Genomic DNA, 25,978 nt, shown 5'->3' on the forward strand with positions numbered 1-25,978 from the left:
GGGAGGAGGGCCCGACGTGGGGGTGAGCGCGCGGCTCGTACGGGTATGGGGCTGGATTTTGGTATGTACCAATCGAGGGGTCAAGAGTTACCTGGGAGTAATCGGGAGACGCGTCGACGCGGCGCGCGGATGCGGGCGCCCGCCCCCTCGCGGTCGGCGCCCCCGTGGGGCACGGTGGAACCATGTCGAATCACACGTACCGAGTGACCGAGATCGTCGGCACCTCCCACGAAGGCGTCGACCAGGCAATCCGCAACGGGATCGCGCGTGCCTCGCAGACCCTGCGCCACCTCGACTGGTTCGAGGTCACGCAGGTCCGCGGCCAGATCGTCGACGGGGACGTCGAGCACTACCAGGTGGGCCTCAAGGTGGGCTTCCGCCTGGACGCCGACGACTGAGCGCCGCCCTGCACCCCGCGCCGTGTCTCCCACGACACCTTCGGCAGGCGCCCGTCTCAGGTACGTCCTTCGCGTTCCTGGGCGTCCTTGAGCGCCGCGGACGTGCTCGCCCAGCGGGCCCGTACGACGGTGAACCCGGCGCGCTCCGCCTCGTCGCACACCAGCTCGTCGTCGTCGACGAGCATGCGAACGGTGCGGCCCCGGGCCAGCCGGCGCAGCGCCTCCAGTTTGGTGCGCCGGGCGGGCCTGCGGTCGTCGTCGCGCCGCATGCTCAGCGCCCCGGCGGGCAGCTCCTGCGCCGCGAGCCACGCCTCGGTGTCGGCGCGGCAGCGCTCGGGCCGCCCGGTCAGGTACACCACCTCGCACTCGCGCGCGCTGCGCCGGGCCAGCGCCACCCCCTCGGCCAGCGGCGGATCGTGGGGCGCCGCCGCGAAGAAGGCGTCCCAGTCCCGCGGCCGGCGTTCGAGGAACCGCTGCCGGTGGGCGGTGTCGGCGAGCGTTCCGTCCAGATCGAAGACGGCCAGCGGCCGTGCGTCCCGGGTCATGACGGCAGCTTAGGAGCCGTGTCCGGGAATCCCGGCGAGGCCACCGTGTTGAGATGAACGTGACCACCGTGATCGAAGAGACCCGATTCTCCGTCCTGGACCGCTCCCGTACCCGGGAGGGCGGTACGGGCCCCGAGGCGCTGCGCGACACCGTGACGCTCGCCCAGGACCTGGAACGACTCGGCTACCACCGGTTCTGGGTCTCCGAGCACCATGGCGTGCCGGGGGTGGCGGGTTCCGCCCCGACCGTCCTCGCGGCGGCCGTCGCTGCGGCGACCCGGACCATCCGCGTCGGCACCGGCGGCGTCATGCTGCCCAACCACCGGCCGCTCGTGGTGGCCGAGCAGTTCGGGGTCCTGGAGTCCCTGTTCCCGGGGCGGATCGACATGGGCATCGGTCGTTCCGTCGGGTTCACGGACGGGGTGCGCAAGGCACTCGGCCGCGACAAGGACGCCGCGGAGGCGGCCGACTTCGCCGAGCAACTGGACGAACTGCTCGCATTCTTCACCGGCACGTCGCCGAGCCACGCCCACGCCCGCCCGAGCGAGGGGCTGACCGTGCCGCCGTTCGTGCTCGCGATGGGCGAGGGCGCCTCGATCGCCGCCCGCGCGGGCCTGCCCATGGTGATCGGCGACTTCCGGAGCCGGGAGCGGATGCTGCGCGGCATCGACCGCTACCGCGCCGAGTTCCGCCCGTCGCCCTGGGCCGAGGAGCCCTACGTCGTCGTCTCCGGGACGGTCGCCGTGGCCGGCAGTGAGCCGGAGGCCCGTCGGCTGCTCGTGCCGGAGGCCTGGTCGATGGCGTACTCGCGCACCCACGGCACCTTCCCGCCGCTGCCGCCCGCCGAGCGGATCACTGGCCTGGAGATGACCGCGAAGGAACGCGAGCTGTACGAGTCCGGGCTCCGCGGCCACATCGCGGGCACCGAACAGCAGGTCGCGGACGAGCTGGAGAACGTCATCAAGGAGAGCGGCGCGCGGGAAGTGCTGATCACGACGAGTACGTACGACCGTGAGGACCTGCTGGAGTCCTACCGGCGGCTGGCCCGGGTCGCGCGCCTGAGTCCGCGCCAGAACAAGGCGGACGGCTGACGGCCGCGGACACCTGATCGCGGGCGCCGGACGGACGGATACCCTGTGGTCATGCCGCCCGCCACCCGACGCACAGCCCGCCAGACCGACCTTCTGGAGCGGCTGGTGGCGCTCCTCGTCGCGGAGGGTTTCGCCTCCTTCACCCTCGACGACCTGGCGGAGCGGCTGCGCTGCTCGAAGACGACGCTGTACCAACTGGCCCGGAGCAAGCAGGGCCTGGTGCGCGAGGCGGTGAAGCACTACTTCAAGAACGCGACGGCCGCGGTCGAGAAGCAGGTCGCCGACACCTCCGCCCCGGCGGAGCGGGTGGTCGTCTACCTCACGGCCGTCGCGGACCAACTGCGGCCGCTGTCACGGCGGTTCCTCGACGACATGGCCGACTTCGACGCCACCCGCGAGGTCTACGAGGCCAACACCCGGCACGCGGCCGACCGCATCCGGCAGTTGATCACCGAGGGGGTCGCCGCGGGTGCCTTCCGCGAGGTGCACGCGGCCTTCGTGGGTGAGGTCGCCGCCGCCACCATGCAGGCGATCCAGCGGGGCGAGGTCGCCACGCGCACCGGGATGAGCGACTCGGAGGCCTACGCGGAACTCGCCTCGCTCATCGTGCACGCCGTGGCCTCCTGACCCGGCGCCCGCACGGCCGGGGCCGTCAGCGCGCCCGGGCCCGCCTTGCCGAGCGCGCGGCTGATGACCAGGCGCTGGATCTGGTTGGTGCCCTCGAAGATCTGCATGACCTTCGCCTCGCGCAGGTAGCGCTCCACGGGACGGTCGCCCGAGTAGCCCTCGTCGCCCAGGAGGTCCACCGCGTCGCCGGTGACCTTCATGGCGTGGTCGGTGGCGACCATCTTGGCGATGGACGCCTCCTGGCCGAAGGGCAGCCCCAGGTCCTTGCGGCGGGCGGCGGCGAGCGTGGTGGCCCGGGCCGCGGCGACCGAAGCGGCCATGTCGGCGAGTGCGAAGGCCGGTCCCTGCTGGGCGATGAGGGGCGCACCGTCGACCGTGTGGTCGCGGGCGTGGCGGACCGCCTCGTCCAGGGCCGCCTGGGCCAGTCCGGTGGCCACCGCGGCGATGCCCATGCGGCCGCAGTCGAGGGCGGCGAGCGCGATCGGCAGGCCCTGCCCCTCGCCGCCGACGCGCCGCTCGGCGGGGACGCGTACGCCCTCGAAGCGCATGGTGGCGGTGGCGGAGCCGGTGAGGCCCATCTTGCGCTCGGGCGGATCGGCGATCAGGCCGGGGGTGTCGCCGGGGACGAGGAAGCAGGAGATGCCGCGCGTGCGGTGGTCGGAGGTGCGGGCCATCACCGTGTAGAAGTCGGCGTGGCCGCCGTGCGTCGTCCACGCCTTCACGCCGTCGAGCACGTAGTGGTCGCCGTCCAGGACGGCCCGGGTGCGCATGCCGGCCGGATCGGAACCGGCCTCGGGCTCCGACAGGCAGTAGGCGCCGAGGAGTCGACCGCCGAGCATGCCGGGCAGCCACCGGCGCCGCTGGCGCTCCGTGCCGAAGACGGCGAGCGGGAAGCAGGACATGGCGTGCACCGAGACGCCGACGCCGACGGTCGCCCAGACCGCCGCCAGCTCCTCGAGGGCCTGGAGGTACACCTCGTAGCTCTGGCCGCCGCCCCCGTACTCCCGCCCGTACGGCAGCCCCAGCAGACCGGCGCGGCCCAGGGCGTGGAAGGTGTCGCGGGGGAAGGCGCCGGCGGCCTCCGCCTCTGCGGCGCGCGGCAGGAGCACGTCCTCGGCCAGTCCCCGGACACGGCCGATCAGCTCGACGGCGTCGGGACCGGGCAGTACACGATCAGCGGGCATGGCCCCTCCCTCATCTCGATGATACGGAGAATAGCACCGCAGTATCGATAGCGGTACTGGTGGCGGGCCGGGGCGGGACCGTGCGCAGCGGCCTAGAATCGTGTGATTTGCCCCCTGGACCGGCGGGGGGCGGACCGCGACAGCCGTATCACCTGGAGCCGCAGCCATGTCCCACTCGACCTCGCCCGACCCCCGTCACGACGGCTTCGTACGGGTGCGCGGCGCACGTGAGCACAACCTGAAGGGGGTCGACGTGGACGTGCCGCGCGACGCCCTCGTGGTCTTCACCGGGGTCTCCGGGTCGGGCAAGTCCTCCCTCGCGTTCGGCACGATCTACGCCGAGGCGCAGCGCCGCTACTTCGAGTCGGTCGCGCCGTACGCGCGGCGCCTCATCCACCAGGTCGGCGCGCCCAGGGTCGGCGCGATCAGCGGGCTGCCGCCGGCGGTGTCGCTGCAGCAGAGCCGCTCGGCGCCGACGTCGCGCTCCTCGGTCGGCACGGTCACCACGCTGTCGAACTCGCTGCGGATGCTGTTCTCCCGGGCCGGCAGCTATCCGCCGGGGGCGCCGCGGCTCGACTCCGACGCCTTCTCGCCGAACACCGCGGCCGGGGCGTGCCCCGCCTGCCACGGCCTGGGCCGGGTGCACCGCACCACGGAGGACCTGCTCGTCCCCGATCCGTCGCTCTCGATCCGCGAGGGCGCGATCGCCGCGTGGCCGGGCGCCTGGCAGGGCAAGAACCTGCGGGACGTCCTCGACACGCTCGGCTACGACGTGGATCGCCCCTGGCGGGAGCTGGCGTCGGCGGACCGCGAGTGGATCCTGTTCACGGACGAGCAGCCGGTGGTCACGGTGCACCCCGTGCGGGACGCGGGCCGTATCCAACGCCCCTACCAGGGCACGTACATGAGCGCGAACCGGTATGTGCTGAAGACGTTCGCCGACTCCAAGAGCCAGACCCTGCGCGCCAAGGCGGAGAAGTTTTTGCGCAGCGAGGCGTGCCCCACCTGCGGGGGCGCCCGGCTGCGGGCGGAGGCGCTGGCCGTGACGTTCGCGGGACGGACCGTCGCCGAGCTGGCACGGCTCCCGCTGACCGAGCTGGCCGAGCTGCTCGCGGCCCAGGAGGACACCTCGGGGACGGCCCGCGTCCTCACCGACGACCTGCGGGCCCGCATCGCGACCATCACCGAGCTGGGCCTCGGCTACCTGAGCCCCGACCGCGGGACGCCGACGCTCTCCTCGGGCGAGCTCCAACGCCTGCGGCTCGCCACGCAGTTGCGGTCCGGTCTCTTCGGCGTCGTGTACGTGCTCGACGAGCCGTCGGCGGGACTGCATCCGGCCGACACCGCATCGCTCCTGACCGTCCTCGACCGGCTCAGGGCGGCGGGCAACTCGGTGTTCGTGGTCGAGCACCAGCTCGATGTGGTGCGCCGCGCGGACTGGCTGGTCGACGTCGGCCCGCTGGCCGGGGAGCACGGCGGCCGTGTGCTGCACAGCGGTTCCGTGGAGGGGCTGCGCGAGGTGGCGGACTCGGCGACGGCGCGCTTCCTGTTCGCCGACGCGCCGCCCGTGCGGCGCCGGGTCCGCGCGCCCAAGGGCTGGCTGAAGGTGGGCCCGGTGAGCCGGCACAACCTGCGGGACGTGACGGCGGAGCTGCCGCTGGGCGTGTTCAGCGCCGTCACCGGGGTCTCCGGGTCCGGCAAGTCGACGCTGATCGGTGAGATCACCGAGGACCTGGAGGGCGTCGGGCGGCTCGTGGTCGTCGACCAGAAGCCGATCGGGCGCACGCCGCGCTCCAACCTGGCCACCTACACGGGCCTGTTCGACGTCGTGCGGAAGGTCTTCGCGGGCACGCCAGAGGCGCGGGCACGCGGTTACGGCGTCGGCCGCTTCTCCTTCAACGTCGCGGGAGGGCGCTGCGAGACCTGCCAGGGCGAGGGTTTCGTCAGCGTCGAACTCCTCTTCCTGCCGAGCACGTACGCGCCGTGCCCGGACTGCGGGGGCGCCCGGTACAACCCGGAGACGCTCGACGTGACCTACCGGGGGCGGAACATCGCCGAGGTGCTCGATCTGACCGTGGAGTCCGCGGCCGGGTTCTTCGCCGACGACGCCGCGGCCCAGGCCGTCCACCGCAGCCTTCTCGACGTGGGGCTCGGCTATCTCCGCCTCGGCCAGCCGGCCACCGAGCTGTCCGGCGGCGAGGCCCAGCGCATCAAACTGGCGACCGAGTTGCAGCGGACGCGCCGGGGCCACACCCTCTACCTCCTCGACGAGCCGACCACCGGGCTGCACCCGGCGGACGTGGAGGTACTGCTGCGGCAACTGCACGGCCTCGTGGACGCGGGCCACTCGGTGGTCGTGGTCGAGCACGACATGGCGGTGGTCGCGGGCGCCGACTGGGTCCTCGACATGGGCCCCGGCGGCGGCGACGAGGGCGGGCGCGTCGTCGCCGCGGGCCCGCCGCAGGACGTCGCGACCGCCCCCGACAGCCGCACGGGCCCCTACCTAGCGCGGGCGCTCGGCCTGTGACCGGAGCTTTCCCTTCGCCAGCTTGCCGGTCGGCGTCCGGGGCAGCGCGGTCACGAACTCGACCTCGCGCGGCACCTTGTGACGGGCCATCCTCGCCCGTACGTACGCGATCAGTTCACGCCCCAGGTCCGGTGTCGGAAGGCTTCCTTCGGCGGGTTGCACCAGCGCGCGGACGGACTCCCCCATCTCCTCGTCCGGCACCCCGACGACCGCGACGTCGGCGACGGCGGGGTGCAGCACCAGGCAGTCCTCGATCTCCTGCGGGTAGATGTTGACACCCCCGGAAATGATCATGAAGGCCTTGCGGTCGGTGAGGAAGAGGTAGCCGTCCTCGTCGACGTGGCCGATGTCGCCGGTGGTGGTCCAGTGGGGATGGTCGGGATGCTGCGCCTCGCGGGTACGGTCCTCGTCCCGGTGGTAGCGGAAGGGCAGCTCGTCCCGCTCGAAGTAGACGGTGCCCGTCTCCCCCGGCGGCAGCACCTTGCCCTCCTCGTCGCAGATCCGCAGCTCACCGAGGAGCCCGGCGCGGCCCACGGACCCGGGCTTGCGCAGCCACTCGTCGGGCCCGATGAAGGTGATCCCGTTGCCCTCGGTCGCCGCGTAGTACTCGTACAGGACGGGCCCCCACCACCGCATCATGCGCCGCTTCACCTCGACGGGGCACGGCGCGGCGGCGTGCACGGCGACCTTCATCGACGACGTGTCGTGGCGTGCGCGGACCGCGTCCGTAAGCTTCAGCATGCGCACGAACATCGTCGGCACCCACTGGCTGTGCGTCACCCGGTGGCGTTCGATCGCCGCCAGCGCCTCCTCGGCGTCGAAGGAACGCATCAGGACGACCGTTCCGCCCGTCCCCGTGACCGTGCCGCAGAAGCGCAGCGGCGCCGCGTGGTACAGCGGGGCCGGGCACAGGTACACGGTCTCCTCGTCGAACCCGTACATGGGCTGGAAGAGCAGGTGGAGAAGGGAGGGGTCCGTGCGGATGTCACCGCCGGGCAGCTCCGACCGGACGCCCTTGGGGCGCCCGGTGGTCCCGGAAGAGTAGAGCATGTCGGCGCCGCGCGGCTGCACGTCGGGCGGCTCGGCCGACGCGGCCCGCAGCGCTCGGTCGTACGTACCGTCGTCGAAGCCGAGCCGATGGGTCACCCCGGGCGCGAACTCGGCCACCCGGCGGCCGAGTTCGCTCAGGTCGCCCGAGACGATCAGGGCCCGCGCCCCGCAGTCACGGACGATGTACGCGGCTTCCTCCGCGGTCAGATGGTGGTTGACGGCGGTGAGGTAGAGACCGGAGCGCATGGCGGCCCAGTAGACCTCCATGACGCGCGGCTCGTTCCCGGACAGCAGCGCGAGGTGGTCTCCCGCGCGCAGCCCCGCCGTCCGCAGATGATCGGCGAGCCGCAGCGAGTCCTCCTCCAACTGCCCGTACGTGAGAGTGGTGGTGCCGTCGGCTGTGACGACGGCCGGCCTGGCGGGGTCGTACGCTCCCGGGTACATGGGGCGACGGTAACGCCGCGGTATGACACAGCGTCAGTGGCGTGCGGCGGGCACGATGACGGGGCCGGGGATGAGCACCACTCCCGGCCCCGCCCACCCCGCGCTGTCCGCGGGACGTCCTTGTGCCTACGCGTGCCGGCTGACCTTGCGGTTCGCGCGCAGCCACTCCTTGTTCATGCTGGTGATGGAGAACAGCGGGATGCCCTTGGGGCAGGCCGTCGCGCACTCGCCGGTGAGCGTGCAGCCACCGAAGCCCTCCTCGTCCATCTGCGCGACCATGTCCAGGACGCGGGTCTCGCGCTCGGGCGCGCCCTGGGGCAGCACGTTGAGGTGGTTGATCTTGGCGGAGGTGAACAGCATGGCCGCGCCGTTGGGGCAGGCGGCCACGCAGGCGCCGCAGCCGATGCACTCGGCGTGCTCAAAGGCGAAGTCCGCGTCCGGTTTGGGGACGGGGGTGGAGTGCGCCTCCGGGGCCGCGCCGGTCGGAGCGGTGATGTAGCCGCCGGACTGGATGATCCGGTCGAAGGCCGAGCGGTCGACGACCAGGTCCTTGACGACGGGGAAGGCGGAGGCGCGCCACGGCTCGATGTCGATCGTGTCGCCGTCCCGGAAGGACCGCATGTGGAGCTGGCAGGTGGTGGTGCGCTCGGGACCGTGGGCGTCGCCGTTGATGACGAGCGAGCACGCGCCGCAGATGCCCTCGCGGCAGTCGTGGTCGAAGGCGACGGGGTCCTCGCCCTTGACGATGAGTTCCTCGTTGAGGGTGTCGAGCATCTCCAGGAACGACATGTCCTGGGAGATCCCGTCCACCTCGTACGTGGACATGGCGCCTTCGGCGTCGGCGTTCTTCTGGCGCCAGACGCGCAGGGTGAGCTTCATGCGTAGCTCCGCTGAGTGGGGTGGACGTACTCGAAGACGAGGTCTTCCTTGTGCAGGGTGGGGGCCGTACCGGTGCCGGTGAACTCCCAGGCGGCGGCGTAGGAGAACTCCTCGTCGCGGCGTTCGGCCTCGCCGTCCGGGGTCTGCGACTCCTCGCGGAAGTGGCCGCCGCAGGACTCGGCGCGGTGCAGTGCGTCGAGGCACATCAGCTCGGCGAGTTCGATGTAGTCGACGATGCGGTTCGCCTTCTCCAGGGACTGGTTGAACTCCTCGCCGGTGCCCGGCACCTTGATGCGGCGCCAGAACTCCTCGCGGATCTGCGGGATCCGCTCAAGCGCCTTGCGCAGACCGGTCTCGGTGCGCGCCATGCCGCAGAACTCCCACATCAGCTCGCCGAGTTCACGGTGGAAGGAGTCCGGGGTGCGGTCCCCGTCGACGGCGAGCAGCTTGGCGAGCCGCTCCTCGGTCTCACGCACGACCGCGATGGTCGCGGGGTGCTCGGCGTCCACGTGCTCGGTGTGCGGATTCTTCGCCAGGTAGTCGTTGATGGTGGCGGGGAGGACGAAGTAGCCGTCCGCGAGGCCCTGCATGAGGGCGGAGGCGCCGAGCCGGTTGGCGCCGTGGTCGGAGAAGTTGGCCTCGCCGATCGCGAAGAGTCCGGGGACGGTGGTCTGGAGGTCGTAGTCGACCCACAGACCGCCCATCGTGTAGTGCACGGCGGGATAGATGCGCATGGGCACCTTGTACGGATCCTCGTCGGTGATCCGCTGGTACATGTCGAAGAGGTTGCCGTACTTGGCCTCGACCGCCTTGCGTCCCATGCGCCGGATGGCGTCCGCGAAGTCCAGGTAGACGCCCTGGCCGCCGGGGCCCACTCCCCTGCCCTCGTCGCACACGTTCTTCGCGGCGCGGGAGGCGATGTCGCGGGGCACGAGGTTGCCGAAGGAGGGGTAGATGCGCTCCAGGTAGTAGTCGCGCTCGTCCTCGGGGATCTCGTTGGCCGGACGGGTGTCGCCCTTGGCCTTCGGCACCCAGATCCGCCCGTCGTTGCGCAGCGACTCGCTCATCAGCGTCAGCTTCGACTGGTGGTCGCCGGTGCGCGGGATGCAGGTGGGGTGGATCTGCGTGAAGCAGGGGTTGGCGAACCAGGCGCCGCGCCGGTGCGCCCGCCAGATGGCGGTCGCGTTGGAGTTCATGGCGTTCGTCGACAGATAGAAGACGTTGCCGTAGCCGCCGGAGGCGAGGACGACGGCGTCCGCGAAGTAGGTGTCGATCTTTCCGGTGATCAGATCCCGGGCGACGATGCCGCGCGCCTTGCCGTCGACGACGACCAGGTCCAGCATCTCGGTACGCGGATGCAGCTCGATGTTCCCGGCGGCGACCTGGCGGCTGAGGGCCTGGTAGGCGCCGAGCAGCAGTTGCTGTCCCGTCTGGCCGCGGGCGTAGAAGGTGCGCGAGACCTGGACGCCGCCGAAGGAGCGGGTGTCGAGGAGGCCGCCGTACTCGCGGGCGAAGGGCACGCCCTGGGCGACGCACTGGTCGATGATCTCCACCGAGATCTGCGCGAGCCGGTGCACGTTCGACTCGCGGGCGCGGAAGTCGCCGCCCTTGACGGTGTCGTAGAAGAGGCGATGCACCGAGTCGCCGTCGTTGCGGTAGTTCTTCGCCGCGTTGATGCCGCCCTGCGCGGCGATCGAGTGGGCGCGGCGCGGCGAGTCCTGGTAGCAGAACTGGACGACGTGGTAGCCCTGTTCGGCGAGGGTGGCCCCGGCGCTGCCGCCGGCGAGGCCGGTGCCGACGACGATGACGGTGTGCTTGCGGCGGTTGGCGGGGTTGACCAGCTTCGCCTCGAAGCGGCGCGTATCCCAGCGCTCGTGGACGGGCCCGGCCGGTGCCTTGGTGTCGACGACCGGCTCCCCGGTCGTGTACTGCGCGTACGTGGTCATGCTGATCAGCTCACCAATCCGGTCATCACGCCCACGGGCACGGCGATGAAGCCGAGCGTGAGCAGTACGGCGAGGACGTTGCCGGCGGTCTTCAGGACGCGGTCCCGGGTCCGGCTGCCGACGCCGAGGGTCTGCGCGGCGCTCCAGAACCCGTGCTGGATATGGAGGCCGAGGGCGAGCATCGCGACGATGTAGACGACATTGCCGTACCAGGTCGAGAACGTGTCGATGACGTTCTGGTACGGGTGCAGGTGCTCGTAGCCGCCCGGGTGCACGGTGCCCGTCGTCAGGTCGAGGATGTGCCAGACGATGAACAGGGCGAGGATGATCCCGCCCCAGCGCATGGTGCGGGTGGCGTAGCTCGCGCCGGGCTTCTTGTGCACGTACTTGCTGGGGCGCGCCTTGAGATCGCGGCGGCTGAGCTGGTACGCGGAGGTCGCGTGGGCCACGACGGCGACGACGAGCACGATGCGCACGAGCCACAGGGCCCACTCGTGGTGGAGGACCGGCTCGCCCATCGTGCGCAGCCAGTGGGCGTAGTGGTTCATCTCCGCGGGACCGAAGAAGACCTTGAGGTTCCCGATCATGTGCGCGACCAGGTAGAGCAGCATCACGAGGCCGCTGACAGCCATCACGGTCTTCTTGCCGAGGGAGCTGTCCCAGATCGTGCGCGTCATGGACGGTCGTCGGTCCGCCCGCGTTGCCAGTGCCATGTCACGAGACGGTAGGGCCCGAGGACCCGATCGGTCCAAGACATGAAACAGCTCATTTCCATAGGCATTGCCTATGCTGGGAACTATTCTGGCGTTTATGCAGTTCCAGCAGCTCCAGTACTTCGTCGCGGTCGCCGAGACCCGGCACTTCACGCGCGCCGCCGAACAGGTGCATGTCGCCCAGCCGTCGCTGTCCCAGCAGATCCGGGCGCTGGAGCGGGAGCTCGGGGTCGACCTCTTCCAGCGGGCCCGCGGGAACATCACGCTGACCGACGCGGGCGAGGCGCTCCTGCCACTGGCCCGAAGGATCCTCGCCGACGCGGACACGGCGCGGCACGAGGTGCAGGAGCTGGCGCAGCTCAAGCGCGGGCGGGTGCGGCTCGGGGCGACGCCCTCGCTCTGCACGGGCCTGCTGCCGGACGTGCTGCGCGCCTTCCACGACCGCTACCCCGGCATCCAGCTCCTCATCGAGGAGGGCGGCTCGCACGATCTCGTACGCGAACTGGCGCGCGGCGCGCTCGACCTCGCGCTCGTCGTGCTGCCCCTGCCGACGCCGGCGCCCGCCCTCACGACGCGGGAGCTGCTGCGCGAGGAGCTGGTGGTGGTCTCCTCACCGTCCGCGCCCCGGCCGGGCCGCGGGCGCCGCTCGGTGCGCATCGCCGACCTGGAGGGCGAGCGCCTCGTCATGTTCCGGCACGGCTACGACCTGCGGGAGCTGACCGTCGCGGCGTGCCGGGCGGAGGGATTCGAACCGGACTTCGCGGTGGAGGGCGGGGAGATGGACGCGGTCCTCGGTTTCGTCCGGGCGGGGCTCGGGGTGGCGGTGGTGCCGCGCATGGTCGCGCTGCGGGCCGGGCTCGGTCTGCATGTCACGCCGCTGGCGCGGCCCGGGCTGCACCGGACCATCGCGCTGGCCCACCGCAGCGATGTGGCTCCGCCGCGGGCCGCGCGGGAGTTGCAGCGGATGCTCGTGGAGCGGGACGGGTGAGGGCTCGGGGTCCTCGGTCCGTCGCCGGGTGCGCGTCTCGATGTGGCTGGTCGCGCAGTTCCCCGCGCCCCTGAGGCATGCGGCTTCGCCGCGGCCCCAGGAGGGCGCGTTCCACGCGCCTTCCTGGGAAGGCGCGGTGGTCAGCCGGTCGCGTCGGCCAATGCCAGCTCGTGCAGCCGGTCCGGCGGGCCGGGGCGGGCGTAGTACCAGCCTTGCGCCGTGTCGCAGCCCAGCTCCCGCAACTGCTCGGCCTGCGCCCCCGTCTCCACGCCCTCGACCGTGACGGCCAGGTCCAGGCTGTGGGCCAGCGCCACGATGCCCTCGACGATCTTCAGGTCGACCGGGTCGGCCGGGAACTGCTGCATGCCCTGCGTGAAGGAACGGTCCAGTTTCAGTACGTTCACCGGCAGGCGCCGCAGGTTCGCGAGGTTCGAGTAACCGGTGCCGAAGTCGTCCAGCGCTATGTCGACGCCCATCTCCGAGAGGCGCCTGAGCGGTTTCAGCAGATCGTCGTCCGCGCCGATCAGCGCGGACTCCGTCACCTCCAGGCACAGCGAGCCGGGAGCGAGCCCGGAGCGCTCCAGGATGTCGACCGTGTCGGAGACGAGGCCCGGGTGGTTGAGCTGCATCGGCGACAGGTTCACGTTGATGCGCAGCGGGCCCGCCTGCTCGTGGCGGTCCTGCCAGACGCGGGCCTGGCGCACCGACTCCTCCAGGACCCAGCGGCCGAGCGGCACGATGAGGCCCGTGTGCTCGGCGAGCGGGATGAACCGGTCGGGCCCGAGGACGCCGTGCTGCGGATGGCGCCAGCGCACCAGCGCCTCGGCACCGCGCACGCTGCCGTCACCGAGGTGGACGAGCGGCTGGTACTCGATGAAGAACTCACCCCGGTCCAGGGCGGCGGGCAGCGCCGTCGTCAGCCCGTGCCGGGTGATGGCGCGGGCGTCGGCCTCGGGGTCGGCCAGCTCGTAGCGGTTGCCGCCCGCCGACTTGGCCCGGTACATGGTGATGTCGGCGCTGCGCAGCACCTCCGCGGGGCTGCGGTCGCCGACCGGGCCCTCGACGATGCCGATGGAGCCGCGCACGGCGAGTTCGCGCCCGTCGATCCGGATGGGGGTGGCCAGCGCGTGCATGATGCGGCCCGCGAGCTCGTCCACCTCGACCGCGGTGTCCTCGCCGGTGGTCAGCGCCACGAACTCGTCGCCGCCGAGGCGGGCGACCATCTCGCCGGGCGCGGTCGCGCAGGCCTGGAGCCGGTCGGCGACCTCGACCAGGAGCCGGTCGCCGACCGCGTGGCCGAGGCTGTCGTTGATGGTCTTGAAACCGTCGAGGTCGAGGTAGCAGAGGCCGAAGCGCGTGCTGTCGCCCGCGCCGAGCACCTTCTCCAGGCGCTCGAAGAACAGGGTCCGGTTGGGCAGGCCGGTGAGCGCGTCGTGGGTGGCCTCGTACCGGAGCCGGAGGTTGAGCAGACGGCGCTCGGTCGTGTCCTCCATCAGCGCGAGCTGGTACTGCGGCGCCCCGTCGGCGTCCCGCAGCAGCGACACCGTCAGGTTGGTCCACAGCGCGGTGCCGTCGGGCCGGTGGAACGCCTTCTCCACCCGGTAGTGCTCGCGTTCGCCGCGCACCAGCTCCTGGTAGAGGTGCCACACCTGCGGGGCGTCGTCGGGGTGGGTCCACTCCGCGACGTTACGCCCGCGCAGCATTCCCTCGGCGCCGCCGAACATCCGGACCAGGGCGTCGTTGACCTCCAGGACCGTGCCGTCCAGGGAGGCGATGCTGATGCCGATGGCGGCACCGTGGAACACGGCGCGGAACCGGGCCTCGCTCGCGTGCAGCGCCTCGGCGACGGCGCTGCGGGCGTTGAGCGCGGCCCGTGAGATGGCCTCCTGCTCGGCGAGGGTGCGTTCGCGCAGCGCGGCCGCGAAACCGGCGGCGACGGTGTGCTGGACGCGGGCGCAGCGGGCCCGCAGATCATCCTCGCGCTCCGGGGTCTGTGCCTCCTCCCCGCAGTACAGGACGAGGTAGGCGTCGACGACGGCGAGGGTGCGGCTGAGTGCCTCCGGGTCGGTGCAGTGGACCTCGACCAGGGCGGCCCCGACGGCCCGTCCCTGCGCGGGGTCCAGGGTCCGCGCGGCCAGCGCGTCGCGCAGCCGGCGGGCGAGCGGCACGAGTTCCGCCTCGAACTCGGGCCGCGTCAGGGACGTCGCCGTCACCGGGAAGATCGCCCGGCTCCAGATGGTGGCGAACCTGCGCAGTCTGTCCTCCGGTCCGCCCGGTTCTTCGGTCACGGCTTGCGCCCCACTCCCACATAGCCCGCGAAGGTGAACGGGTCCTCGTCCTCGGGCGCGGTCTGCGGCCGCCACACCGGCATGGGCACGATGCCCGGCTCGAGAACCTCGTACCCCTCGAAGAACCGGCCGATCTGCTCGCGGTCCCGCATGATCAGCGGATTGCGGACATCGTCGCGGTAGACGTCGACGGCGGCGCCGGCCTGTTCGGTCGGTATCGGCATGCCCTCGTAGGTGGCGTGCGTGACGATCAGCATGCTGCCGGGCGCGAGCGCCTCGCTCAGCTCGGCCACCGCGCCGTAGGGGTCGTCGGCGTCCTCGATGAAGTGCAGGACGGCGACGAGGAGCAGCGCCACCGGCCGTCGCAGGTCGAGGAGTGCACCGACCTCGGGGCTGCGCAGGATCTCCTGGGGTTTGCGCAGGTCGGCCGAGACGATCGCGGCGTCCGGGTTCCCGTCGAGGACGGCCCGGCTGTGCGCGACGGCGACCGGGTCGTGGTCGACGTAGACCACGCGGGCGCCGGGGCTCGCCTGCTGCGCCACCTCGTGGACGTTGCCGAACGTCGGGATGCCCGAGCCGATGTCGAGGAACTGGGTCACGCCCTCGTCGACGGCGTGGCGCACGGCCCGCCGCATGAACGCCCGGTTCGCCTGCATGATCTTGGGCAGCCCCGGCATGAACTCCATGGCCTTGCGGGCGGCGTCCCGGTCGACCTCGAAGTTGTGCGAACCGCCCAGGTAGTAGTCGTAGATCCGGGACACACTGGGCACCGAGATATCGATGCCCAGGGGAGCCCAGGCGGGACGCTCCATCAATCTCTCCATGGCGTAGGCGAGCCGGTGTTCGAGCAGAGGCTACTGATCAGCCGCCAAAGGAGCGAGCCAAAACGGAAATTGACCATCCGTTCTCGGTCACTGCCTGCGGCACGTGCCATTTGGCGGAGATCCGGAACCAGCCCGAAACCGTCTCTTTCCCAGCCGAAAAGAACCGGCCCGTTCCCGGCGTATGGCCACTACTCGGCCATACAGGAAACGGACCGGTCATTCACCCGGTCGCCCGGTGGCTCCGGCGTGCGCCGCGCCTGGGGACGTCCGTGTGTCACCGCGTGGTCACTTGGCGGCGCGGACCGGCTTTCCGTCCGGCGCCGCCGCGTACCAAGTACCGCCCACACCTTGCCCGTTGGTGTCGCCGGGCGCCTTGTCCCCGGAGAACGTGTAGACCGGCCAGCAGTTCAACGTCTGCTGCTCGGTGCCGTCGGGCCGGTCGAAGGTCATGTATCCCTTCAGCGGAATGTTCGCGGTGTCGTTCTTGGCGACCGGTGCGACCGCGGGCCACTTCTGCGCGCACGCGCCGACGCAGTTGGACTTGATGGGCCAGGCCGAATCCTTCAGGAAGCGATAGACGGTCATACCGTTCTTGTCGACGACGATCTCGCCGAGTTCCGGATCTTTCCGCGTGGAGAGTCCCGCGAGGTCAGCGGGTTTTTCGGCCGCCGCCGGGCTCGCCTTCTTGCCGTCGGGCGCGGACGCGTACCAGGTGCCGCCCACGCCCTGCCCCTTGGCCTCACCGGGGGCGGTGTCCATGGCATAGCGGTACATCGGCCAGCCGTCGACGGTCAGTTGCCCGGTGCCGTCGGCCGCGGTCACCTCGCCGATCAGGGACGGGTCGACACCGGGCGCGGCGGTGGCGCCGCCCGCCGGGACGGGCGGCCACGCCTTGCGGCAGGCCGCGTCGCAGTTCGACCTGGGCGGCTGCGCCGTGTCCTTGTCGAAGCGGTAGAGCGTGAACCCGGCGCTGTCCGTGAGGACCTTGCCGAGCTTCTTGCTGTCCCACACGGCCAGCTTGCCGGCGGCCTTGGCCTTGGGGGCGGCCCCCGCCTCGTCCTGTCCGGACGAGCCGTACCCGTCGGATCCGTAACCGCCCTGGGCAGGGGCGGCGTTGCCCACGTTCTGGCCGTTCGCGGACGTGTCGCCCTTTTCCTGACCGCACGCCGTCGTCAGCGCGAGAAGGGCCGCAGCTGTCGCTACGAGCGAGGCGCTCCGCCAGGAGGTCTTCATCGTCAACTCCCGCATAGTGCTTGGGTGTTGTGAGAACCCGGTCGGGCCCGCACATGGCTCTAGGTACGGGTGGGGACCGTGGGTGCGTTCAATGCGGGCCGACATTTATTGACTCGGACGAGGGACACGACCGGGCTCAAACCCCGAGTGCTCCCACTCCCCACCTTCGGGGCAACCCGGGTCGGGAACGGCGTGCCGCGGCGTGGCGCCGCTCATGCTCTCCGTCGTGCTCCGAACCAAGCGGGCCAGGTCCGCCCTGGTCACCCGAGTCCTCGCGGCGGTGGCCGCCGCCTGGCTGTGCGCCGCGCCCGCCGCCGCCGCGACGGCGTCCCTCGCCCCGGCCGACAACTGCGCGTACGCCTCGGTCGACGGGGGCGCGACCGGTGGCGCCGTCGCGGTCTCCGGATCCGGGGTGAGCTGCACCGCGGGGCCGCGCACACCGCCGCCGAAGAAGCCGACGCCCAAGCCGCCCCCGCCGAAGCCCGCGCCGCCGCCTCCCCCACCGCCCCCTCCGGCGCCACCGCCCCCGCCACCGCCTCCTCCCCCACCGCCTCCACCTCCACCGCCTCCACCGCCGCCTCCGCCCGCCCACCACGCACCGGCTCCGACGCACGCCCCGCCGCCGAAACCGAAACCCGAGCCGAAGCCCAGCCCCACGCCCGAACCGGTGCACTACCCCGTCCACCGCCCCGCGCCGCACAACGCGCCACCGCGCGGCGGACCGTCCCTGGTCACACTCACCCTGCTCATCACCGCGCCCGCGGTGCTCGCGGTCGCCGCACTGCGCCCCCGCTGAACCCGTGTGGAGGTTCCGATGTCGGAATGGCTTGTTCTCGCCCTCGCGATGGTCGCCGTCTGCGCGGTCGTGCTCATCGTCCTGGTCCTGCAACAACGCAGGATCAGTGAGGACGACGACCCCTCCGAGACCCCCGACGTCATCGAGTACATGACGATGATGATCGGCGTGGTCTACGCGATCGTCCTCGGCCTGGCCATCGCGGGCTCCTGGGAGGCGCGCAGCGCGGCCCAGGACCACGTACGCAACGAGGCGCAGGCGCTGCACGAGGTCCACGAGCGCGTCCGCGTCTATCCCGCCGACGTCAGGGACAGGATCCGGTCGGACGTCGACCGCTATGTCAGCCATGTCGTCACCACGGAGTGGCACGCGATGCGGTCCAAGGGCGAGCTGACGGACAAGGGCACGCGCCTGCTCGACACGGTCCGCCACGACGTCACGGACTTCGAGCCGAAGAACGACTTCCAGGCCCAGGCCTACCAGCCGCTCCTCGACCAGATCACGGCGGCCGACGACGCCCGCAACGCCCGCGCCGACTCGACCGGCGCCACCATGCCGGGCGTCGTCTGGTTCGGCCTGATCGTGGGCGCCCTGGTGACCATCGGCATGATCTTCGCGCTACAGATCCGGCGCACGCCGCGCGAGCTGATCCTGGCGGGCCTCTTCTCGTCCCTGATCGCCTTCCTGCTCTTCCTGATCTGGGACTTCGACGCCCCCTACAGCCGCGGCGTCGCGGCGACGGCCGAGCCGTTCCTGATGCTGTTCCCGGGAGCCACCTGACGGGACCGGTGTCCTGTCGGGCGGGCGCGTGCCCCGTTCGCCCGACAGGAATCGCGCCCATACGGGTCATTCCCTAGCGTTTCTGGCATCGAGGGGTCTGTCCCCAGCGAGCGGAAACGGTCCGCGGCTGCTCCTCGTGGACCCGGAGGAACCCTCATGCACGCGATACGCGCCGCTTCCGCCGCCGCGCTCTCCTGCACCGCGCTCGCCCTCACCGTGCCGTCCGCCGCGGCGGGGGACGCCGAATCTTTCCAGGTCAGCGCCTCGCCCACCACGATCGCGGCGGGCGGGCAGGTGACGCTGTCCCAACGCGGCTGCACCGGCAGGACCACGGTGACCGCCGGGATCTTCGACACCGTCCCGCTCGGCGGCGAGAAGAGCTCGGAGTCCGTCACCGTCGACGAGGACGCCAAGCAGGGTGCCGTGTACACCGTGACGTTCTCCTGCTCCGGCGGGCCGAGCCGGACCGTCGAACTGACGATCGCGGGCGGCAGGCCCGACGACCAGAGCTCCCCGCCCGTCGAGCACGGCGTCGAGGCCGGTGTCGGTGGCAGCTCGGGCGGCCTCGACCTGCGGGAGATCGGTCTCGGCGCGGCCCTGATCACGGGCGCGCTCGGCGCCGCGTACTACTTCGCCCGGCGCCGCTCCGGACACGGCGACGCCTGACGGTCGGCGCCGCGCCTGCGCCTCCCCGTCCCCTACGCCCTGCCCTCGGCGCGGCGGCGCATCCAGAACACGCCGCCGCCGACGAGCGAGGAGGCGACGAGCACTCCGCCGATCGCCATGTCGGCGGGGGTGGCCCCGGTCCCGCGCACGCCGCCCACCTCGGCCCCCTTCTGCGGGGCGGGGCGCTCCTCGTCGTGCGGGAGGGCGCCCGGCGCGGCCGTCACGGCGGACGTTTCCGGCCACGCGGACGCGGCGGGGCCGGCCGCTCCGAGAGCCGCGACCACGACGGCGGACACCGCAAGGGCACGGGGGGTACGCATGACATTCCTCCGCGGAAAGCGTCCCGGGGAACGGCCCCGGGAATGTCGGCGTGAACACTTCCCAGACGAACCCTCAGATGTCGCGCGCGGAGCCGCATTTCGGAAAATGCTCCTGTCGGCGGACCAGCCGTCGGGCGAATTTCGTGCAATTCGATATCGCCGCAGGTCACAGGCGACCGAAAAGGCTCACGGAGAACGGATCAGCTCAGAGCCGGTCCCCTGGACGGCCCTGTGCGCCACCACCCGTTCGCCACCGGGCAGGGCTGTCCGGAGCCGGGGAATCCGCTCCGCCCCGCCCCTCGCCCCGCCCCCCTCGGGGTCTCGGCTAACCTCGGCGCGTGACCGATCAGCAGCCACACCAGTTCGAGCGCGGCACGGACGGACCGAAGGTGATCGTCGTCGGGGTCGACGGCTCCGACTCCTCCTTCCGCGCCGCGGCGTACGCCGGAGGCCTCGCCCGGCGCCAACGGGCGCTGCTCGCCGTCGTCTACGTGCAGCCCGTGATGGCGGCCGGGGCGGCGCTCGGGGTGCCCGTCGCGGAGACGACCGACGAGATCGCCGAGAGCCTCATCACGGAGATCCGGCGGGCGACGGAGCGGGTGAAGGACATATACGACGTGCGCTGGGAGTTCCACACGTTCCGCGGCGACCCGTTCAACGGGCTGGTCACGGCCGCCGACGAGCTCAAGGCCGACGCCGTCGTGGTCGGCGCCTCCGAGCAGGCCGGGCACCGCATCGTCGGCTCGGTCGCCGTCCGGCTGGTGAAGGCGGGGCGCTGGCCGGTCACCGTCGTGCCGTGACCGCCGGTGTTCACCTCCCCATGACGAGGCCGTCCCCGGCGGCGCCCCGGCTCAGGACGACCCGGCGGATCCGGTCGCGGATGCCGGTGAGACCGGTGCGGTGCCCGGCGGCGCGGTCGAGGTTCACGAGGCGGTCCGCGCCGACGTCGAACCACTCGGGGACGAACTCGGCCCTCGTCACCGGCCAGCGCTCGCCCGGCCGGTCGGGCCGGGTGAAGGTGAAGCGGCCGATGGTGCCCATGTTGCCGCGGGCGTCCCGGACGCCTTCGTGGTTGACCATCTCCCCGGCGATCTGGTCGCCCATGCCGTAGACGACCCAGGTGCCGTTGACCTTCTCGTACGCCTGCGGGATGTGCGCGTGGGTGCCGAGGATCAGGTCGATGTCGGGGCGGCCCCGTGTGCGGGAGGCGGTGAGCTGTCGGCCGAGGCCGAGCTGCTGGGCGTCGGGCTCGTCCTGCCACTCGGTGCCCCAGTGCAGCGAGACGACGACCACGTCCGCGCCCGCCTTCCGTGCCGCGCGGGCGTCGCCGACGATGCGCTGACGGTCGATCAGGTTGACGGCCCAGGGGCGTCCTTGGGGCAGCGGGTAGCCGTTGGTGTCGTAGGTGTAGGCGAGGTGGGCGACCTTGGCGCCGCCCGCCCGCAGCCAGGCCGGGCCGCGCCCCTCGGCGGCCGTGCGGCCCGAGCCCGCGTGCTCCACCCCGGCCCTGTCGAGGGCGGCCAGGGTGCGGTCGATGCCCGCCGCGCCGTCGTCCAGGGTGTGGTTCGAGGCCGTGGAGCAGGAGTCGTAACCGGTGGCGCGCAGGCCCGCGGCGACCTGGGGCGGGGACTTGAACGCCGGGTAGCCGCTGTAGTCGCCGTGCGCTCCGTAGACCGTCTCCATGTGGCAGAGCGCCAGGTCCGCCGGGGCGACGACCGACCGGGCACCGGCCAGCATGGGGCGGAAGTCGTAGCCGTCGCCGCCCGCGTCCGCGCGGGCCCTGGCGATGATCGAGGTGTGCGGCAGCACGTCACCGGAGGCGACGAGCGTGAAGCCGCGGGGTGCCGCCGGGACCGGGCGGCCGGTCACCCCCGCCGACGACGGCGGCGGCGTGTCGGCGGGGGTGGCGCAGCCCGCGCCGAGACCGACCAGGGCCGCCACGAGGACCCGTACCGTCCTGCGTGTACTGCGCGTGCTGCGTGTCATCGACCAGGCTCCCTGGACAGAGCGCACCCGGACAAGGGGGCGTTTGGGGGTGAATGTCGTCTCACGCATCCCCATACAGTTGTTGATCAGGGTCAAGCAGCCATGTCGGACACGCCCCTGATCGGCCGTCACGTCGTTGCGCCACTCGGCCCGTTCGCCGCACCGCTCGCCGAGCGCATCGACCGTCCGCCGCAGACCCGCGCACGGCCTCTGGGCGGACGTGGCGGCCCTGCGTTGCCATACGCGCATGACGACGGCGCTCACGACATCCACGACTCCGGAGGAGGACCTCGCCCAGGTCCAGCGGGAGCACGGCGGGCCGCTGTTCTCGTTCCTGCTGCGGCTGTGCGACGGGGACCGGCAGCGGGCGGAGGATCTGGTCCAGGAGACGTACGTACGGGCCTGGCAGCATCCGGAGGCGCTGGACCCCCGGTACGAGTCGGTGCGGCCCTGGCTCTTCACGGTCGGGCGGCGCCTCGCGATCGACGCGCGCCGGGCCCGCCTGGCGCGGCCCGCCGAGGTGGGCGACGCGGCCCTGGAGAGTGTGCGGGTCTGCGGGGACCACGCCGAGCGCTCGACCGCCGCGCTCGACGTGCGGGAGGCGGTGGCTACGCTCAGCCCGGAGCACCGTGCGGTTCTGCTGGAGGTCTACTTCAGGGGCGCCAGTGTGGCGGAGGCCGCGGGAGCGCTCGGCATCCCCACGGGTACGGTGAAGTCCCGCGCGTACTACGCGTTGCGGGCGTTGCGGAGCGTACTTCCGGGCTATGCGCCTGACCTGCGCTGAAACCGTGGGCCAGGTCAAGCATCGGTAAAGCGCCTTGCTCAGTGCGGGGTTTCCTCGGTTGAGTAATCCGCTGTCCTCCCCGGCGAGTTGGACGGGTGGGGTCCGGGGGCCGGCGAAGCGCACGGACCGGAGGAAGGCAGGAAAGGATGTTCCACGAGAGCCAGGGCGGCGCCCCGGGTGCCGACGGCGGTGAACTCGTCGTGCCCATGGCGTGGCTGTACGCCGAGTACATCGCGGACGAGCTGCTGCGTACCGGGGATCTGATGCCCCCCACGTCGTTCGAGTTCCGGGCCGGGCGCGACGCGCTCGCCCTCACGATCTTCCTGTCCGACTCCGAGGAGGAACTGTCCGGGATCCGGGTCGTCTCGCAGTTGGACACGTGGTCGTCGCTGACGGCCTACGACCAGCCGTGGCAGGCGTGGGTGCGGGCCCGCTTCATGGAGAGACAGGAGCGGCAGGTGCGGCGGGAACGCGAGGCGCCGGCGCGCGTCGCCGCGTCCCGCTCGCCCGACCTGGAGCTGGCCGCCGCCGCGTGGCGCTGGCTGGAGGAGACCGAGCTGCTCGCGCCTGACCTCGACGCCGTGCCCGTGCCGGACGAGGAGGACGGGCCGCAGGTGTGGACCCCGGCATGGCAACTGGGTCTGCCGCTCGGCCACTTGGCCATCCATCTGTTCTGACGCGGTTCCGGGGGCGGCGACGGTCAGGGCGCGTACACGCCGGCCCGGTACTTCGGGATCCGGATGGTGATTTTCGTGCCGGCGCCGATCCCCGTCTCGATGACCAGTCCGTACGCGTCGCCGAAGACCTGCCGCAGGCGTTCGTCGACGTTCGACAGGCCGATGCCGTGCGAGGGGCCGCCCTCGCCGCGCAGGACGGCCCGCAGCTCCGCGGGGTCCATGCCCACGCCGTCGTCCTCGATGACGACCTCGGCCTCGGCGCCCGCGTCGCTCGCCCCGATGGTGATGCGGCTGCGGGTCACCGCGCCCTCCAGGCCGTGCTTGACGGCGTTCTCCACGAGCGGCTGGAGGCACAGGAACGGGAGCGTGACCGGCAGGACCTCCGGGGCGATCCGCAGGGTGACGGAGAGGCGGTCGCCGAAGCGGGCGCGGACCAGGGCCAGGTACTGGTCGATGGAGTGGAGCTCGTCGGCGAGCGTGGTGAAGTCGCCGTGGCGGCGGAACGAGTAGCGGGTGAAGTCGGCGAACTCCAGGAGGAGTTCGCGGGCCCGCTCGGGGTCGGTCCGGACGAACGAGGCGATCGCCGCGAGCGAGTTGAAGATGAAGTGGGGCGAGATCTGGGCCCGCAGCGCCTTGATCTCGGCCTCGATGAGGCGGGTGCGGGAGCGGTCGAGTTCGGCGAGTTCGAGCTGGACCGAGACCCAGCGGGCCACCTCGTCCGTGGCGCGCGCGAGGACGGCGGACTCCCTGGGCGCGTAGGCGACGACCGAGCCGAGGACGCGCCCGTCGGCGACCACGGGGGCCGCCACCGCCCAGCGCAGCGGGCAGTCGACGTCGGCGCAGCCGCAGTCGAACGCGGCGGAGCGGCCCCCGGCCAGGACGGGGACGACCTGCCCGATGACGTGTGCGGCGTGCTGCTGCTCGGCGGCGCCGTCCCAGGCGAGGAGGGTCGAGCGGTTGGTCACGGCCAGCGCGTCCGTGCCGAGCAGTGTGCGCAGGCGGCGGGCGGACTTGCGGGCCGTGTCCTCGGTGAGGCCCGCGCGGAGCGCCGGGGCGGCCAGCGAGGCGGTGTGCAGGGTCTCGAAGGTGGCGCGCTCCACCGGGGTGCCGACGTCGCTGCGTCCTGCGGGGTGGGCGGTGCGTCTGCCGACGAGGAACCCGGCCGCGAGGAGGACGGGGCCAAGGGCGAGGAGGGCCGCCGTGACGGTGCCGCTCACTCGTGGCCGCCCGTCGTCGTGGGCCGGGTCGGCCGGGGGCGGGTGCGGGGCGCGGTTGGGTGCTCGCGGCCTCCCGGGGCGTGCGACCACAGCGCCTCCGGGAGATGGAGCCTGGTCATCGTCGCCGTCGTGTGCGGGGGTATCGCGTCCGGTGTCGCCAGGGAGACCAGGATCATGGCCAGGAAGCCGACCGGGACCGACCAGACCGCCGGCCAGGCGAGCAGCGTGTGGAGCCAGCCGTCGGTGGCCGGCCCGGCCACCGTCGACGTCACCGCGACCAGGGCCGAGCCGCCGCCGAGGAAGAGGCCCGCGAGGGCGCCGGGCGGGGTGAGGCGGCGCCACCAGATGCCGAGGACGAGCAGGGGGCAGAACGAGGACGCCGAGACGGCGAAGGCCATGCCGACCGCGTCCGCCACCGGGACACCGGCCACCAGGAGGGCCCCGGCCAGCGGCACCGCCATGGAAAGGGCGACGGCCAGCCGGAAGTGGCGGACGCCGCGCGCCGGAAGGACGTCCTGGCTCACCACCCCGGCCACCGCCATCGTGAGTCCGGAGGCCGTCGAGAGGAACGCCGCGAACGCGCCGCCCGCCACCAGCGCGCCGAGCAGATCGCCCGCCACGCCGTCCACGACGAGACCGGGCAGCAGCAGGACCGTGGCGTCGGCGTCGTGGGTGGCGGTGAGCCCGGGGGCGTACAGGCGGCCCAGCCAGCCGTAGAGCGGCGGCAGCAGGTAGAAGGCGCCGATCAGGGCCAGGACCACCACCGTCGTGCGGCGGGCCGCGCGGCCGTTCGGGCTGGTGTAGAAGCGGACGACGACGTGCGGCAGGCCCATCGTGCCGAGGAACGTCGCGACGATCAGCCCGTACGTGGCGTAGAGCGGGTGGTCGGCGCGGCTGGTGGCAAGTGGCCGGCCCGCGCCGACGCCCGCCGAGGGCAGGTCGGCGGGCAGCACGTGGCCCGGCGGTCCGCCGCCGCGCCAGGCCAGCAGCAGGAAGAACGCGGGGACCAGGAGCGCGGTCAGTTTCAGCCAGTACTGGAACGCCTGGACGAACGTGATCGAGCGCATGCCGCCCGCCGCGACCGCGAGCACGACCACCGCGGCGACCAGCGCGCCGCCGAACCAGCGCGGCGCCCCGGTCAGGATCTGCAACGTCAGCCCCGCGCCCTGGAGTTGGGGCACGAGATACAGCCAGCCCGCGCCGACGACGAACATGCCGACCACGCGGCGGACCCGGCGGGACTCCAGGCGGCCCTCGGCGAAGTCGGGCAGGGTGTAGGCGCCCGAGCGGCGCAGCGGGGCCGCGACGAAGACCAGCAGGACGAGGTAGCCCGCCGTGTAGCCGACGGGGTACCAGAGCATGTCGGGGCCGTGGACGAGGAGCAGTCCCGCGATGCCGAGGAAGGAGGCGGCCGAGAGGTACTCGCCGCTGATCGCCGCGGCGTTGAGGCGGGGTCCTACCGTGCGTGAGGCGACGTAGAAGTCGGAGGTCGTGCGGGAGATGCGCAGTCCGAAGCCGCCGATGAGGACGGTGGCGAGGACGACGACGGAGACCGCGGGGACCGCGTACGCCTCGTTCACGGCGCTCCGCTGTCGCGGCCTCGGACCAGGTCGGCGAAGTCGCGTTCGTTGCGCTCGGCGCGCCGTACGTACCACCAGGCGATGAGGGTGAGGAAGGGGTAGCAGCCGAAGCCGAGGACGAGCCATTCGACGGCCGTGTTGCGCAGGGCCCCGAAGAAGAGTGGGAGCCCGGCGACGGGCAGGGCGAGGACCGCGAACGCGGCTGAGGCGGCCCGCAGTTGGCTGCGCATGAGGGAGCGGACGTAGGCGGCGCCGAGTGTCGTCTGCTCGTCGATCTCGCCCAGGGTGCGCGGGCCGGGTGTGCCGTGCACGGTGCGCGGCTCGCCGGTCACGACCTCGCGCCGGGGCTCTCCCCTGTTCGGGCGCGTTCGGTAACCGGGGAAGTGTTCGGGCACGGGCGGAGTGTAGGCAGGCGTGGGCGGCCGAAGGAAGGGG

The 25,978-nt window shown here is 72.2% G+C and carries 25 protein-coding genes; 11 read left to right on the forward strand and 14 right to left on the reverse strand.

Features of this window, described 5'->3' with window-relative positions:
- The first annotated feature begins 182 nt into the window (after positions 1-182).
- A complete protein-coding gene (locus tag ACIRF8_RS20230; protein ID WP_404216748.1) occupies positions 183-398 on the forward strand; it encodes a dodecin in 216 nt (71 codons plus the stop codon).
- A 56-nt stretch (positions 399-454) separates the two neighbouring features.
- Here the strand turns inward: ACIRF8_RS20230 and ACIRF8_RS20235 are convergent, their stop codons facing one another.
- Entirely contained in the window at positions 455-943 is a 489-nt protein-coding gene (locus ACIRF8_RS20235; protein WP_404216749.1) for a haloacid dehalogenase-like hydrolase, read from the reverse strand.
- Positions 944-996: 53 nt separating this feature from the next.
- Between ACIRF8_RS20235 and ACIRF8_RS20240 the strand changes: the two genes are divergently transcribed.
- Positions 997-2,034, forward strand: coding sequence for an LLM class flavin-dependent oxidoreductase (locus ACIRF8_RS20240; RefSeq protein WP_404216750.1), 1,038 nt, complete (start codon positions 997-999; stop codon positions 2,032-2,034).
- 51 nt (positions 2,035-2,085) lie between these two features.
- Positions 2,086-2,661 (forward strand): TetR/AcrR family transcriptional regulator, encoded by a 576-nt coding sequence (locus tag ACIRF8_RS20245; RefSeq protein WP_404216751.1) that lies wholly within the window; start codon positions 2,086-2,088, stop codon positions 2,659-2,661.
- Here ACIRF8_RS20245 and ACIRF8_RS20250 read toward each other — a convergent pair.
- Complete coding sequence (locus tag ACIRF8_RS20250) at positions 2,616-3,845, reverse strand: acyl-CoA dehydrogenase family protein (protein ID WP_404216752.1); 1,230 nt, start codon at positions 3,843-3,845, stop codon at positions 2,616-2,618. The genes ACIRF8_RS20245 and ACIRF8_RS20250 overlap by 46 nt on opposite strands.
- A gap of 166 nt (positions 3,846-4,011) precedes the next feature.
- Between ACIRF8_RS20250 and ACIRF8_RS20255 the strand changes: the two genes are divergently transcribed.
- A complete protein-coding gene (locus ACIRF8_RS20255; protein ID WP_404216753.1) occupies positions 4,012-6,372 on the forward strand; it encodes an ATP-binding cassette domain-containing protein in 2,361 nt (786 codons plus the stop codon).
- On the opposite strand, the gene ACIRF8_RS20260 is transcribed toward ACIRF8_RS20255, so the two are convergent.
- The 4 genes from ACIRF8_RS20260 to ACIRF8_RS20275 form a co-directional block, all read right to left on the reverse strand.
- Entirely contained in the window at positions 6,349-7,866 is a 1,518-nt protein-coding gene (locus tag ACIRF8_RS20260) for an acyl-CoA synthetase (RefSeq protein ID WP_404216754.1), read from the reverse strand. The genes ACIRF8_RS20255 and ACIRF8_RS20260 overlap by 24 nt on opposite strands.
- A gap of 126 nt (positions 7,867-7,992) precedes the next feature.
- Positions 7,993-8,745 carry a succinate dehydrogenase/fumarate reductase iron-sulfur subunit gene (locus ACIRF8_RS20265; protein WP_404216755.1) on the reverse strand — a complete coding sequence of 251 codons (753 nt, stop codon included), beginning with the start codon at positions 8,743-8,745 and terminating at the stop codon, positions 7,993-7,995.
- A complete protein-coding gene (locus tag ACIRF8_RS20270; protein ID WP_404216756.1) occupies positions 8,742-10,691 on the reverse strand; it encodes a fumarate reductase/succinate dehydrogenase flavoprotein subunit in 1,950 nt (649 codons plus the stop codon). The genes ACIRF8_RS20265 and ACIRF8_RS20270 overlap by 4 nt, the downstream gene beginning before the upstream one ends.
- 5 nt (positions 10,692-10,696) lie before the next feature.
- The gene (locus tag ACIRF8_RS20275) at positions 10,697-11,368 is read right to left on the reverse strand and encodes a succinate dehydrogenase (protein WP_404216955.1); all 672 of its coding nucleotides are present in this window, start codon (positions 11,366-11,368) and stop codon (positions 10,697-10,699) included.
- Positions 11,369-11,501: 133 nt separating this feature from the next.
- Between ACIRF8_RS20275 and ACIRF8_RS20280 the strand changes: the two genes are divergently transcribed.
- Positions 11,502-12,392 (forward strand): LysR family transcriptional regulator, encoded by an 891-nt coding sequence (locus tag ACIRF8_RS20280; protein WP_404216757.1) that lies wholly within the window; start codon positions 11,502-11,504, stop codon positions 12,390-12,392.
- A 140-nt stretch (positions 12,393-12,532) separates the two neighbouring features.
- On the opposite strand, the gene ACIRF8_RS20285 is transcribed toward ACIRF8_RS20280, so the two are convergent.
- The 3 genes from ACIRF8_RS20285 to ACIRF8_RS20295 form a co-directional block, all read right to left on the reverse strand.
- The gene (locus ACIRF8_RS20285) at positions 12,533-14,680 is read right to left on the reverse strand and encodes a putative bifunctional diguanylate cyclase/phosphodiesterase (protein ID WP_404216758.1); all 2,148 of its coding nucleotides are present in this window, start codon (positions 14,678-14,680) and stop codon (positions 12,533-12,535) included.
- Entirely contained in the window at positions 14,677-15,492 is an 816-nt protein-coding gene (locus tag ACIRF8_RS20290; RefSeq protein ID WP_404216759.1) for an SAM-dependent methyltransferase, read from the reverse strand. The genes ACIRF8_RS20285 and ACIRF8_RS20290 overlap by 4 nt, the downstream gene beginning before the upstream one ends.
- Before the next feature lie 297 nt (positions 15,493-15,789).
- The gene (locus ACIRF8_RS20295) at positions 15,790-16,737 is read right to left on the reverse strand and encodes an SCO0930 family lipoprotein (RefSeq protein WP_404216760.1); all 948 of its coding nucleotides are present in this window, start codon (positions 16,735-16,737) and stop codon (positions 15,790-15,792) included.
- 226 nt (positions 16,738-16,963) lie between these two features.
- Here ACIRF8_RS20295 and ACIRF8_RS20300 point away from each other — a divergent pair, with 226 nt between their 5' ends.
- The 3 genes from ACIRF8_RS20300 to ACIRF8_RS20310 all read left to right on the forward strand — a co-directional run bounded on the left by ACIRF8_RS20300 (position 16,964) and on the right by ACIRF8_RS20310 (position 18,979).
- Complete coding sequence (locus tag ACIRF8_RS20300; RefSeq protein ID WP_404216761.1) at positions 16,964-17,533, forward strand: hypothetical protein; 570 nt, start codon at positions 16,964-16,966, stop codon at positions 17,531-17,533.
- Between the two features lie 18 nt (positions 17,534-17,551).
- Complete coding sequence (locus ACIRF8_RS20305) at positions 17,552-18,313, forward strand: hypothetical protein (RefSeq protein WP_404216762.1); 762 nt, start codon at positions 17,552-17,554, stop codon at positions 18,311-18,313.
- 156 nt (positions 18,314-18,469) lie between these two features.
- A complete protein-coding gene (locus ACIRF8_RS20310) occupies positions 18,470-18,979 on the forward strand; it encodes a hypothetical protein (protein WP_404216763.1) in 510 nt (169 codons plus the stop codon).
- A gap of 32 nt (positions 18,980-19,011) precedes the next feature.
- On the opposite strand, the gene ACIRF8_RS20315 is transcribed toward ACIRF8_RS20310, so the two are convergent.
- The gene (locus ACIRF8_RS20315; RefSeq protein WP_404216764.1) at positions 19,012-19,299 is read right to left on the reverse strand and encodes a hypothetical protein; all 288 of its coding nucleotides are present in this window, start codon (positions 19,297-19,299) and stop codon (positions 19,012-19,014) included.
- 338 nt (positions 19,300-19,637) lie between these two features.
- Here ACIRF8_RS20315 and ACIRF8_RS20320 point away from each other — a divergent pair, with 338 nt between their 5' ends.
- Entirely contained in the window at positions 19,638-20,099 is a 462-nt protein-coding gene (locus ACIRF8_RS20320) for a universal stress protein (RefSeq protein ID WP_404216765.1), read from the forward strand.
- 10 nt (positions 20,100-20,109) lie between these two features.
- On the opposite strand, the gene ACIRF8_RS20325 is transcribed toward ACIRF8_RS20320, so the two are convergent.
- Positions 20,110-21,285, reverse strand: coding sequence for a CapA family protein (locus ACIRF8_RS20325; RefSeq protein ID WP_404216766.1), 1,176 nt, complete (start codon positions 21,283-21,285; stop codon positions 20,110-20,112).
- A 247-nt stretch (positions 21,286-21,532) separates the two neighbouring features.
- Here ACIRF8_RS20325 and ACIRF8_RS20330 point away from each other — a divergent pair, with 247 nt between their 5' ends.
- Both ACIRF8_RS20330 and ACIRF8_RS20335 read left to right on the forward strand, forming a co-directional pair.
- On the forward strand, positions 21,533-22,069 hold the full coding sequence (locus ACIRF8_RS20330; protein ID WP_404216767.1) for a sigma-70 family RNA polymerase sigma factor: 537 nt from the start codon (positions 21,533-21,535) through the stop codon (positions 22,067-22,069).
- A 146-nt stretch (positions 22,070-22,215) separates the two neighbouring features.
- Positions 22,216-22,746 carry a hypothetical protein gene (locus ACIRF8_RS20335; RefSeq protein WP_404216768.1) on the forward strand — a complete coding sequence of 177 codons (531 nt, stop codon included), beginning with the start codon at positions 22,216-22,218 and terminating at the stop codon, positions 22,744-22,746.
- A gap of 23 nt (positions 22,747-22,769) precedes the next feature.
- On the opposite strand, the gene ACIRF8_RS20340 is transcribed toward ACIRF8_RS20335, so the two are convergent.
- The 3 genes from ACIRF8_RS20340 to ACIRF8_RS20350 are packed head-to-tail and all read right to left on the reverse strand — an operon-like array spanning position 22,770 to position 25,875.
- Entirely contained in the window at positions 22,770-23,963 is a 1,194-nt protein-coding gene (locus tag ACIRF8_RS20340) for a sensor histidine kinase (protein ID WP_404216769.1), read from the reverse strand.
- The gene (locus ACIRF8_RS20345; protein ID WP_404216770.1) at positions 23,960-25,543 is read right to left on the reverse strand and encodes a cation acetate symporter; all 1,584 of its coding nucleotides are present in this window, start codon (positions 25,541-25,543) and stop codon (positions 23,960-23,962) included. Before ACIRF8_RS20345 ends, ACIRF8_RS20340 begins: the two co-directional genes overlap by 4 nt.
- Positions 25,540-25,875 carry a hypothetical protein gene (locus ACIRF8_RS20350; RefSeq protein WP_404216956.1) on the reverse strand — a complete coding sequence of 112 codons (336 nt, stop codon included), beginning with the start codon at positions 25,873-25,875 and terminating at the stop codon, positions 25,540-25,542. The genes ACIRF8_RS20345 and ACIRF8_RS20350 overlap by 4 nt, the downstream gene beginning before the upstream one ends.
- Between the last annotated feature and the right edge of the window lie 103 nt (positions 25,876-25,978).

Origin of the sequence: Streptomyces sp. NPDC102406 (assembly GCF_044765725.1) — a bacterium.
Lineage (GTDB): Bacteria > Actinomycetota > Actinomycetes > Streptomycetales > Streptomycetaceae > Streptomyces.